Origin of the sequence: Asanoa sp. NPDC050611 (assembly GCF_040654855.1) — a bacterium.
Classification (GTDB): domain Bacteria; phylum Actinomycetota; class Actinomycetes; order Mycobacteriales; family Micromonosporaceae; genus Asanoa.
The window spans coordinates 1-12,017 of the sequence record NZ_JBFAIU010000236.1 but is presented as its reverse complement, the minus strand read 5'-3'; the positions used below and the strand labels follow the sequence as shown (position 1 = coordinate 12,017).

The window sequence follows — 12,017 nt, the reverse complement described above, 5'->3', positions numbered from 1 at the left end:
CCGCTGGCCGCGTCCGGTGGCCTGTGGGGGCAGGCGATGGAGATCGTCGCGGACGGCCGGGTCCGGGTTGCCGGGCGCGGCGTCGCCAACCGGGACTCCATCGCGGGGGCGGCCATCGCCGAGGCGGTCATCGCCGGCCTCTTCGGCGTGGAGCCCGGGTTCACCGCACTGCGTTCCACCAACCCCCATCCCGACACGGTCACCGCCCCGGACCTCGGCACGCTGGAGAACCTCAACCTGCGCCCGGCTCCCGAACCCGTGGGAGCCTGCTGACGGTCGTTCCGCGGTGGCCACGCCGCACCAGGAAGGACACTCGTGACCACACGACCGCGACCGCTCCGGCGCCTCCGAGCCGCAGCCGTCGTCGCCTCGGTCGTCGCCGGCGTGGGCTTCTTCGCGCCCACGCCGGCACACGCCGCGACACCGACCCCGGACCAGCAGTGGGCGGCGATCCAGTCGCTGCTCGCGAACATCAAGGGCCGCTGGACCGACCAGTCCTATGTGAACTCCATCGTCAACGGCATGCCGAGCACGGCCCTGCTCGGCAACGGCGACATCGGCATCACCTCGTCCGGCAGCGCGGGCGTCAAGACGTTCCTCGTCGCCAAGGGGAACTTCTGGCGCGGCAACCCGGGTCCGGCGATCGCACCCGTCGGCGGCGTGACGCTGGCCGCGGCCGGCGGCGGCAGCGGCTCCACGAACCTGGCCCTCGGCGCCACCGCCACGGCCAGCAGCTCGCACCCGTCGTTCCCACCGGCCCGCGCCGTCAGCGGCCAGTGGGGCCCGGGCTACGAGGGCTGGGTGTCCGAGGTCGGGAAGCCGCAGACACTCACCCTCGACCTGGGCACCGCGAAGACGTTCACCCGCTACATCGCGCGGCACGACAGTGCGGCCCGGCCCGCCGAGACGGCCAACAACACGAAGAACTTCCAGGTGTCGACGTCGACCGACAACCAGAACTGGTCGACCTGGGACACCGTCACCAACAACACGGCCGCGGTCACCGACCGGACGCTCGCGGCGCGTACCGCCCGCTGGGTGAGGCTCGTCGCGACCGAGCCGACCCAGGGCACGACCGCCGACTCGCAGCAGAACCCCCGGGCCCGGATCGGGCAGTTCGAGCTGTACGGCGCGGGCGGCGGCCCCGGCAACCCCGGCGGCGGCACCTTCCTTGAGGAGCAGAACATCCTGCGCGGCGAGGTGGACACCACGATGACCATCGGCGGGCAGCCGGTGGTGCTCAAGACCTGGGTCGCCGCCAACGACAACCTGCTGGTCACCCAGATCCGCTCGACCGGCACGGCCGCGGTCCGGCTGGAGGCGCGCACCTGGTCGGGCGCCACGAACCCGATGGGCGGGTTCACGCAGACAGCCGGCGTCTCGGGCAACACGACCTGGGCCGCCCGCACCACGCCGAGCGGCTCGCGCTGGGTGTCCCGGGCGGCGCTGGCCAGCCGGCTCGTCGGCGCGAACCCGGTCGCCGCGCCGACCGCGTCCGGCAACACGGCCCGGTTCCAGTTCGACCTGGCGCCCGGGCAGACGCTGCGGCTGGTGACCGCGGTCGCCGGCGGCGGTGCCAACAACGGTGACCCGGCGCCCGGGGCTCGGTCGCTGGCCGAGGCACAGACCGGCACCGCGCTCGACGGGCTCTACACCGGTCACGTCGACTGGTGGAAGCAGTACTGGCTGCGGTCCTACGTGGACCTCGACGACGACGTGCTGGAGCGGTTCTACTACGCGGCCCAGTACTTCCTCGGCTCGGCGTCCCGAAACGGCAAGACGGCGCCGGGGCTCTACGGGCTCTGGATCACCAAGGACGACCCGTACTTCAGCGGCGACTACCACCTGAACTACAACTTCGTCGCCAACTTCTACGGTGCGTACTCGTCGAACCGGGCCGACCTGGCCATGCCGATGATCGACGCGGTGATCTCGTACCTCCCGGAGGCCCGGCGCCGGTCCACCCAGGAGCTGCAACAGGTCAGGTCGGACTACGTGACGCCGCGGTTCGGCACGGGCGGGATCGCCGGCGGCGTGCTGTTCCCGGTGGGCATCAGCCCGTTCGGGGGTACGCCCGACGGCAACTACTGGCAGCAGGTCGGCAACGCGCTCTTCAACGTCGTGGAGTTCATCGCGTACTGGGACTACACCCGGGACCGGACCTACCTGCAGACCAAGGCGTACCCGTTCATGAAGGAGGTCGCGACGTTCTTCAGCCGGTGGATGGAGTACGACGCGGCGACCGGCCGCTACACGACGTGGGGCGGGCCGCACGAGGGCACCTGGGCACGCAACCCCAGCCTGGATGTCGGGATGCTGCGGTACCTGCTGACCTCGCTGCTCGCCGCCAGCACCGAGTTGGGACTCGACGCGGGGTCGCGGCCGCTGTGGCAGCAGATGCTCAACGGGCTGCCGCCGATCGCGACGACGACGTACAACGGTCGCACGGTTTATGCGCTCGGCGACCCCGGCACGGTCTCGGACGGGCGGGCCATCCGGCCCGGCGACAACACGGTCAACCTCGAGTTCATCCACCCGGGCGAGGGCCTGGGCCTCAACTCGCCGGTCGCCGACCGCCAGCGGGCGATCGACACGCTGGACGCGATGAACTCGTGGGGTCAGGACAACAGCTTCCCGAAGGTGTTCACGCAGGCGGCCCGGGTGGGCTATCCCGCGCAGAGCCTGATCGACAAGCTGAAGGCGCAGATCACCGCGAAGACCGACCCGAACCTGCGGATCCGGGACGAGTGGCACGGCCTGGAGAAGTCCGGCGCGACCGAGGCGGTCAACAACATGCTGCTGCAGAGCGACGACGGCGTGGTCCGCGTGTTCCCGGTCTGGCCCTCGTCGAAGAGCGCCAGCTTCGTCAAGCTGCGCGAGAAGGACGCGTTCGTGGTCTCCAGCGCACTCTCCGGCGGCCGGGTGTCCTATGTCGACGTCACCAGCGAGGCGGGCCGGCAGCTCCGGCTGCGCAACCCGTGGCCCGGCCAGCCGGTCACGGTGGTCCGGGTCGGCGGCGGCGCCGTGCCGCCGACGGTTAGCGGCGACGTCATCACGTTCGCCACGCAGGCGGGAGCGACCTACACGGTCACCTCGCCCTGAGGCCCCTTGGGTAGGGGATCACCGCCGGCCCGGCTCGTCACCGGGCCGGCGGCCCTCGGGCGGCGACTCGATCGCGGCGGCCACGTTGCGGCGCAGTTCGAGCGGGATCAGCTCGAGCAGCTGGTCCGGGCGCAGCGGCAGGTCGAGCAGGCTGAGCCGGACCCGGCTGCGGTTGGCGTAGTCGTCGACGGAGAGCCGGACCACCTGCGCCGCGGCCGCCTGCAGGTGCACGGAGAGCCGTTCGCCGGCGGGGAGGTGCATCGGCTCGGTGCCGTCGGCCTCGACGGTGAGCTCGTCCTCGGCCCGGAACGCGACGCGGTCGTCACCGCCGAGCACCACCGGCCGGCTGATCCCCGACATCGGCGCGACCGGGGTCACCACCATGGCGTTCGACGACGGGGAGAGCACCGGTCCGCCGGCCGAGTAGTTGTAGGCGGTCGAGCCGGTCGGCGTGGCGACGATGACGGCGTCGGCGCGGTAGTAGCCGTAGTGCACCTCGTTGACGGTCAGGTCGACGTTCGTGGTGCGGCCCGGGCCGGCCCGGCCGAGCACGACGTCGTTGAAGGCACAGCGCTTCTGGTCGCCGGCGGTCACCCCCATCCCGGCGTGCGGCTCGACCGTGTAGTCGCCCTCGGCGAGCCGGTGCAGGGCCGCCGGCAGGCCGGCCGGCGTGACCTCGACGAGGAACCCGAGGTTGCCGTAGTTGACGCCGAGGATCGGCACCGGTCGCTCCACCATCAGGCGCATCGCGCCCAGCATGGTGCCGTCGCCGCCGAGCGCGACGACGCCGTCGACCTGCCGGCGGAACTCCTGCTCGGAGACGACGTCGACGCCATCGGGGAGCCGCGGCCGGTCGACCGCCCGCCCGACGACCCGCACGGAGTCGGCCTGCGCCGAGTCGACGATCGTGGCCAACGACTGGTCGACCGCCCTGGTCGGGTGGAGCACCAGACCCACGGAGATCATCTTTTCACTGTACGCGGAGCCCGGTTCACTCCAGCCGCGATGGCGCAAAGGGGACAAAGCCCTCAGCGTGGACATTGCGCGATGGGCACGCGGCTACGGTGAGAGAGGTGTGGGCCCGACACCGCGCGGCTTTCATCGCCTTCAACGTGGTCACGTTGGCGGCGGCGCTGGCGGTCCTGCTCACCCACCTCGGCGACGCCGCCGCCAACGCCGGTAGCGCCGCGTTCTGGGTGATGGTGGTCCTCGCGGTGCTGGCGGGCACGCAGGCGTTCGCGGCCGAGATCGGGCCCGAGCGCATCCGGGTGACCATCGCCCCCACCGTCTGCTTCACGTTCGCGATCCTGTTGACCTGGGGCCTGTGGCCCGCTGCCGCGACGCAGGCCGTCGCCTGCGGGGTGATCGCCTGGCGGCTCCGCCGCACACCGCTCGACGCGGCGGTGGCCGCGGCCCGCTACACCCTGGCGCTCGGCGCCGCGTCGGTCATCCTGTGGCTGGGTGAGCCCGACCCGTTCCGGGACAACAGCGGCACGAGCCTCGCCACCGACGCGCTGTCGGTCGTCGCGGCCGGTATCGCGTGGCTGGCCGTCTACGGCGTGCTGTTCTTCGGCACCCGGCTCGGCGAGGGCCTGCCGTGGCGGCGCGCCCTGGTCGTGGTGCGCGACCAGATGCTGTTCAACTCGGCGCTGCTGGTGCTCAGCCCCGTGCTGGCGCTGGCCGCCCGGATCAACGTGGCCTTCCTGCCGCTGGCGATCATTCCGCTGGTCGCGGTGCAGCGGCTGGCCCAGCTCTCCTCGCAACGGGAGAGCATGGCCCGGCAGGACCCGCTCACCGGCCTGGCGAACCGCACGGGCCTGCGCGCGGTCTACGACCGCCTCGTGTTTCGGCTCGGGCCCGCGGAGCCCGTACGCCCGAGGCGCGGCGGGCGAGCATGGGCGGGTGCAGTCGCCGCGGTCGCCGGGCATGGATCGGCGGTTGACCCTCCTGTTCGCGGTGACCGCCGGGGTCGCGATCGGCAATCTCTGCTGGGCGCAGCCCCTGCTCGACCTGATCGCCGACGACCTGGGCGCCTCCCCCGCCGGCGCCGGGTTGCTGGTTACGGCGACGCAGGTCGGTTACGCCATCGGGGTCCTGCTGATCGTGCCGCTCGGCGACGTGGTCGACCGGCGCAGGCTCGTCCCCGGGATGCTGCTCTGCTCGGCCGTGGCCCTGTTGCTGTGCGCGGTCGCGCCCACCATCGGCCTTCTGCTGGCGGCGACCGCGCTGCTCGGGCTGACGACGGTCGCGGGTCAGATTCTCACGCCGCTGGCCGGTGACCTGGCCGCACCCGAGCGCCGCGGTCAGGTGGTCGGCAAGGTCGGTTCGGGCATCCTGACCGGCATCCTCGCGGCCCGCACGGTCAGCGGCCTGGTCGCCGGCACCGCGGGCTGGCGCACGATCTACGCCTCGGCCGCGGTTGTCGTCGTGCTGCTCGCGGCGCTGATCCACCGGGCGCTTCCACCGCTCGCGCCCAAGACCCGGATGCGCTATCCCGCGCTGATCGCCTCGGTGGGCACGGTCGCCGTGCGCGAGCGTGCGGTCCGCTGGACGCTGCTGCTGGGCGCGATCGGCTTCGCGGTGTTCGCGATGTTCTGGACGGCGCTGACGTTCCGCCTCAGCGCACCGCCGTTCCACTACCCGCCCACGGTCATCGGCCTGTTCGGCCTGGCGGGACTTGCGGGCGTGCTCGCCGGCCAGCGCGGGGGCCGCCTGCACGACCGGGGCTGGTCGCTGCCGGCCACCGGCGCGGCCTGGCTGCTCGCCCTGCTGTCATTCGTCGTGGCGGGCTTCTCGGGCAACTCGGTCGTGCTCCTCGTGGTCGCGATCATCGCCCTGGACGTGGCCCTGCAGACGGGTTCGCTGCTGAACCGGGCGCGGCTCTTCGACGTCTCGCACGAGGCCCGCAGCCGCATCAACACGGCCTTCGTGGTCACCAACTTCATCGGCGGCGCCCTCGGCTCCGCGGCGGCGACGGCCCTGTGGCCGGCCGGCGGCTGGCCGGCGATCACCGCCGCCGGCCTGATCCTGAGCTGCCTGGCCCTCACGGTCTGGGCGGCAGGCCGCCGCAGCGCGCTGGTCGTAGTGCCGGAAGCCCACTGATGCGGCCGAGACCGAAGCGCCCGGGCGGCAACCCCCCTCGAACGGACTGCGATGACCCGGACGCCCGGCAGCCGCGGGCCGCGAACGATGATCAGGACGCCGACGTTCCTCTTCGCGGTGACCGCCGGCGTCACGGGCCAAGACCGATGACCACGACGCTGACCTTCCTCTTCGCGGTGACCCCCGGCGTCACGGGCCAAGACCGATGACCACGACGCTGACCCTCCTCTTCGCGGTGACCGCCGGCGTCACGGGCCAAGACCGATGACCACGACGCTGACCCTCCTCTTCGCGGTGACCCCCGGCGTCACGGGCCAAGACCGATGACCACGACGCTGACCCTCCTCTTCGCGGTGACCCCCGGCGTCACGGGCCAAGACCGATGACCACGACGCTGACGTTCCTCTTCGCGGTGACCGCCGGCGTCGCGGTCGGGAACCTCTACTGGGCGCAGCCCCTGCTGGGCCTCATCGCCGACGACCTGCACGTGTCCGCGGCCGGTGCGGGCTGGCTGGTGACGACGACACAGGTCGGCTACGCGATCGGCGTGCTGCTGATCGTGCCGCTCGGCGACGTCCGGGACCGGCGCCGGCTGCTGCCCGCCGTGCTGCTCTGCTGCGCCGCGGCCCTGCTGTGCGCCGCGGTGGCGCCGACCATCGCCGTGCTCCTCGTCGCCACCACGCTGCTCGGCGTGACCACTGTGGCCGGTCCGATCCTGATGCCGCTGGCCGGCGACCTGGCCGACGAGTCCAACCGCGGTCGCGTCGTCGGCACGGTGGCCGCGGGCCTGCTGACGGGCATCCTGGCCGCCCGCACGATCAGCGGCCTGCTGGCGGACGCCGCGGGCTGGCGCACGGTCTTCGCGGCGGCGGCGGTCCTCACGGCGATCCTGGCGGTCGTGCTCCACCGCGTGCTGCCACCGTTGCCGGCCAGGGCGGCGATCCCGTACCCCCGGCTGATCGCCTCGGTCCCGGCCGTGGCCCTGCGCGACCCCACGGTCCGCTGGACCCTCGTCCTCACCGCCCTCGGCTTCGCGGTCTTCACGATGTTCTGGACGGCGCTGACGTTCCTGCTGAGCGGCGCACCGTTCCGCTACCCCGTCTCGGTCATCGGCCTGTTCGGCCTTGCGGGCCTGGCCGGCGCCGTCGCGGCCCGCCGCGCCGGCCGCCTGCACGACGCCGGCCACTCGATCCCCGCCACGGGCGCGGCGTGGCTGGTCATCCTGATCGCGTACGGCACGGCCGCCTTCGCCGGCCACTCGGTCGTCCTCCTGCTGGTCGCGGTCGTCGCCCTCGACGTGGCCTTCCAGGCGACCGCGATCCTCAACCAGACCCGCATCCTCGCCACGTCACACACCGCGCGCAGCCGCCTCAACACGGCCTTCGTCGTAGCCACCTTCGCGGGCGGCGCCGCCGGCTCGGCAGCCGCGACCACGCTCTGGTCCGCCGGCGGCTGGCCGGCGATCACGACGACCGGCATCCTGACGAGCTGCGCCGCCCTGGCCGTCTGGGCGACCGGCCGCCCCGAGACCGCGGCCGTCACCTCGCCGCGTGCACGGCGGAGCTAGCGGCCGACCACGTCGCCGACCTGGGTGCGGGAGGAGACGCCCAGCTTGTGGAGGATGTTGCTCACGTGGACCGCGGCCGTTTTCGGGGAGATGTAGAGCCGCTTCGCCAGTTCCGCGTTGGTCAGGCCGTCGGCGATCAGCAGCGCCACCTCGCGTTCCCGCGGCGTCAGGGCCGCCGCGCCCGTGACCGCGCGGTCGCCGTCGCGGGGGACCAGGCCCAGCTGCTCGCGGACCCGGTCGAGCGCGGCCACCCGCCAGCCGCCCCAGCGGGACAGCAGCTCCGCGGCCCGGCCGGCCTCGACCTCCGCTTCCGCCGTGCGGCCCAGGGCCAGCGCGCAGCGGGCCGCGGCCACCGCGGCCGTGCCGCGCACGGACGGTGGCAGGATCTGCGACCCGCAGACCGCCTGGTAGCCCGCCAGCGCCTCGGCCGTGCGCCCGCCGACCTCGGCGAGCTGCGCGTCGACCAGCGTCCGGTAGTCGTCCCACACGTTCTCGTCGACCAGCGACCGCACCAGGTGCTGCAACCGCGGCTCCGGCAGCCCGGCCTCGATCGCCGCCGACAGCAGGTCGTGCGCCTGCGAACCGCTCCGCCAGCTCTGGTCGGCGACCGCGGCGAGCACCTCGTCGAGCAGCGCCGGCACGTCGCCGTAGCCAGGGCGGCGGCAGGCCAGGTGGAAGGCCAGGCCCGGCACCGTCAGCGGCTCCACATTGGGCCGTTCGCGCAGCTGGTCGATGATCTCGGCGACCCGGTCCCAGTCGCCCGACTCCAGATAGAGCCCGGCCAGGAACACCGCGTGGTAATCGGCCCACCGGCCCCGGCGCAGATATGACCGGTCGCGCTCGCGGCCCTGTTCCAACGCCGCGACGCCGACCGCCAGCGCGCCCTCGCGGACCGCGATCCGCGCCTGCCCCTGGAAGTAGGCCGCCACCGCCAGCGACTCGAAGCCCGCCCGCTCGGCGTCGACGCGCATCCGCTCGAGGAGCTCCGCGTGCTCGGCCGGCGAGTTGGGCGGCACGCCCTGGACCAGCTCGTTGAGGGCGCGCGCCGCGAGGACCCACTCCCCCGCCTTTTCCGCCTCGTCGATCAGCCCCGACAGGATCGCCTGGCCCTCGGCGGCCGTGGACGGCCACTCCGTCATCGCCAGGCCCTTTTCGACCAGGGCGGCCAGGCGGATCCGGGGCAGCTCCAGCTCGTCGGCGATGGCCAGCGCGCGATCGGCCCAGGCGACCGCCTCCGCGGTCTCGTCGCGCAGCATCGACGACTGCGCGACCGCGGTCATCGCCAGCGCCTGGTCGGCCCCGGCCGGCAGCTCGGCGATCAGCAGCTCGACCTCGTGGGTCAGCTCGTCCATCTCGGCCAGCTCGTCGGCCTCCCAGGCGAGCCGGATCATCAGGTAAAGCGCCTCGTTGCGGTCGGGGGCGGAGACCGCGCGGTCCCGCCAGCGCCGGGCGTAGCCGATCGCATCGGGCAGCAGACCGGCCAGCCAGGCCGCCCGCGCGGCGCCGGCCAGCAGCGACGGGTCCTCCGCGTCCTCGGCGAGGCCCATCTCCGCGAGCTCGAGCGCCTGGTAGGCGGAGCCGATCGACAGGTAGAGAGCGACACCGCGGCGGGCCGCCGCCAGCATGTCGTCATAGCGCCCCGCCGCCTGCGCGTGGTGCGCCACCATCGCCGGGTCGTGCGGCAGGCGGCCGTCGGTGTCGGCCAGCAGCGCCTCCAGGGCGGCCTCGTGCAGCCGCCGCCGCTGCCGGCCGATCAGGTGCCCGGCGATCGCCTCGCGCAGCAGGGCGTGCCGGAAGCTGAACTCGTCTTCGCCGGTCTCGACCAGCACGTCGCGGGCCACCAGCGCGCCCAGCGCCCGGATCAGCTCGTCCTCGCCGGCGCTGGTCACCGCGGCCAGCAGGTCGAAGTGCACCCGGTGACCCAGCACCGACGCCGCCTCGACGATCCGGCGCTGCTCGGGCTCGAGGTCGTCGACCTGCCGGCGCAGCACCTCGGCCAGGCTCCACGGCAGCGGCTGCTCGTAGACCGCCTCCAGGTCGTCGCCCTCGTGACCTCGGAGCAGCTCCTCGAGGAAGAACGGGTTGCCGCCCGTGCGCTGGTGCAGCGCGGCGACCGCGCGCGGCGGGGCGGGGCGGCCCGTGATCGCGGCGAGCAGCGTCGCGGTGTCGGCCTCGTCGAACGGGTGCAGGTCGAGCCGCGTCACCGAGTGGCGGCGCCCCAGGCGCGACAGCAGCGCCGTCATCGGGTCGCGCCCCGTCACCTCGGCCGGCCGGTAGGAGCCGATCAGCACCTGCGGGCCCTCGATGTCGGCGATGCGCTCGAACAGCGCCGCGCTCTCGGAGTCGGCCCAGTGCAGGTCTTCGAAGACGATCACGGCGGGCCGGTCGGCGATCAGCTCGCTCACCAGGCGCACGCCGCTGTGCAGGCGCTCGACCGGGCTGCGGCCCGAGTCGCCCAGCTCGGCCAGCAGCGCCGGGTCGACGCCCGCCCGGCCGTCGAGGGCGTCCATCAGCACCTCGTAGGGCCGGGACAGCGAGCCGGGCTCGGCCTGGCCGACGAGCACCACCGCGTCGGCGTCGAGGGTGGACAGCAGCTCGCGGACGAGCCGGGTCTTGCCCACCCCGGGCTCGCCGGCGATCATCGCCACGCCGGACCGGCGGGCCGCGACCAGTTTCCGCAACTGGCGCAGCTCGCGATCGCGCCCGATCATCACCGGGCTGGCGCCTCCCCGCGTCGTCCGCACGCCAAGCAGGTTACCCGTGACCACCGACAACTCCGGACCCCGCGACGGCAGGCGACAATGACAGGCATGCGGATCCTCATGGCAGGCGCGTCCGGTTTCCTCGGCGACCGGCTCATCACCGGCCCGCTCCACGGTCACGACATCGTGCGGCTGGTCCGCCGCGCGCCGCGAGCGCCCGACGAGATCCGCTGGACGCCCGCCTCGGGCGAGCTGGACCCGTCCGCCCTCGACGGCGTCGACGCCGTCATCAACCTGAGCGGTGCGAACATCGGCGACCAGCGCTGGACCCCGGCCTACCGGCGGCTGCTGCGGGACAGCCGCGTCGAGCCGACCCGTACGCTCGCCGAGGCCATCGCGAAGCGGACCGACCGCCCGACGACCTTCATCAGCGCCAGCGGCATCAACGTCTACGGCGACACCGGCGACCGGGTCGTCGACGAGACGGCGGCGCCGGGCGAGGGCTACTTTCCCGACCTGTGCCGGGTCTGGGAGGCCGCGACCCGGCCGGCCGAGGAGGCCGGCGTGCGGACGATCCTGCTCCGCAGCGGCGTACCCCTGGAAAAGGACGAGGGTTTCCTCAAGCCGCAGATGCTCCCCTTCCGGCTCGGCATCGGTGGCCCGATCGCCGGCGGCCGGCAGTGGGTCCCGTGGATCTCGCTGGACGACTGGCTGCGCGCGGTCGCCTTCCTGCTCACCGAGCGCACGGACATCGCGGGTCCGGTCAACGTGAACTCCCCGGTGCCGGTGACCAACGCCGAGTTCACCAAGGCGTTCGCCGCCGCCCTGCACCGTCCGGCCTTCCTGCCCGTGCCGGAGTTCGGGGTGCGGCTGGTGGTCGGTGGCGTGGCCGAACTGGCGGTGATGAGCACCCGCGCCGTCCCGGGCGTGCTCACCCGTGCCGGCTTTCCCTTCCGTCACCAGGACGTCCGATCCGCGCTCACGGAGGCCCTGCGGGATCGGTGACTGCCGATTCGGCAGACTGCGGTTCCGCCCGCGAATAGCCTGACCGCATGTCGGCGGCATCGGGCGACAACAACGCACTGTCGCTGTTGGCGTGCGTGCTGTTCGTCCTGGGGGTGGTGGTGGTCACGTTGGCGGTCGCACGCCGCCGCGGGGCCGACCGCGCCACGCCCAAGCACCGCCGCGACAACACCACCAGGAAGCGCCGCCGCAACAGCCTCCTGCGTCGCGGCAGACACCAGAGCGCCGGGCGTACGCCGGAGCCGGTGCGGCCACCCCAGCCCGAGGAGCCGCCCACGTCCGTGTGGGCACCACCGGACCAGGCGGGCCCACCGCCGGCCACCGAACCGGACTCGGGCGGGACGGCAGCGTCGGCCACCGAAACGGACACGGGCGGGACGACGCGCCCGGCGGGCCCGGCGGGGCCGGCCGAACGCGCCGGTCCGCCCGAACCAGCCCGACCGGACACCGACGCCGACACGGACACCTGGCGCTGATCACGAAGTTCTTCGAGTACGCGCACGCCCGGCTGCCGATGGTGG

Annotated in this window: 8 protein-coding genes; 6 read left to right on the top strand and 2 right to left on the bottom strand. The window is 73.5% G+C overall.

The features are described 5' to 3' along the window. Both AB0H87_RS28815 and AB0H87_RS28810 read left to right on the top strand, forming a co-directional pair. Positions 1-273, top strand: a 273-nt coding sequence (locus tag AB0H87_RS28815) for a hypothetical protein (protein WP_360152316.1), incomplete at its 5' end; no start/stop codon positions are given. Between the two features lie 42 nt (positions 274-315). Further along, positions 316-3,102: a discoidin domain-containing protein gene (locus tag AB0H87_RS28810; protein WP_360152313.1), complete on the top strand. Its 2,787-nt coding sequence runs from the start codon at positions 316-318 to the stop codon at positions 3,100-3,102. Between the two features lie 18 nt (positions 3,103-3,120). On the opposite strand, the gene AB0H87_RS28805 is transcribed toward AB0H87_RS28810, so the two are convergent. Continuing rightward, positions 3,121-4,068, bottom strand: a complete 948-nt coding sequence (locus AB0H87_RS28805; RefSeq protein ID WP_360152310.1) for an NAD(+)/NADH kinase — start codon at positions 4,066-4,068, stop codon at positions 3,121-3,123. A gap of 960 nt (positions 4,069-5,028) precedes the next feature. Between AB0H87_RS28805 and AB0H87_RS28800 the strand changes: the two genes are divergently transcribed. After that, positions 5,029-6,204, top strand: coding sequence for an MFS transporter (locus AB0H87_RS28800; protein WP_360152307.1), 1,176 nt, complete (start codon positions 5,029-5,031; stop codon positions 6,202-6,204). Between the two features lie 382 nt (positions 6,205-6,586). Continuing rightward, positions 6,587-7,771, top strand: coding sequence for an MFS transporter (locus AB0H87_RS28795; RefSeq protein WP_360152304.1), 1,185 nt, complete (start codon positions 6,587-6,589; stop codon positions 7,769-7,771). On the opposite strand, the gene AB0H87_RS28790 is transcribed toward AB0H87_RS28795, so the two are convergent. Continuing rightward, the gene (locus AB0H87_RS28790; protein ID WP_360152301.1) at positions 7,768-10,515 is read right to left on the bottom strand and encodes an AAA family ATPase; all 2,748 of its coding nucleotides are present in this window, start codon (positions 10,513-10,515) and stop codon (positions 7,768-7,770) included. The genes AB0H87_RS28795 and AB0H87_RS28790 overlap by 4 nt on opposite strands. Positions 10,516-10,581: 66 nt before the next feature. Between AB0H87_RS28790 and AB0H87_RS28785 the strand changes: the two genes are divergently transcribed. Together AB0H87_RS28785 and AB0H87_RS28780 are read left to right on the top strand one after the other, a co-directional pair. Further along, positions 10,582-11,478, top strand: a complete 897-nt coding sequence (locus tag AB0H87_RS28785) for a TIGR01777 family oxidoreductase (RefSeq protein ID WP_360152298.1) — start codon at positions 10,582-10,584, stop codon at positions 11,476-11,478. Between the two features lie 47 nt (positions 11,479-11,525). Continuing rightward, a complete protein-coding gene (locus AB0H87_RS28780; protein ID WP_360152295.1) occupies positions 11,526-11,972 on the top strand; it encodes a hypothetical protein in 447 nt (148 codons plus the stop codon). Positions 11,973-12,017: the final 45 nt, after the last annotated feature.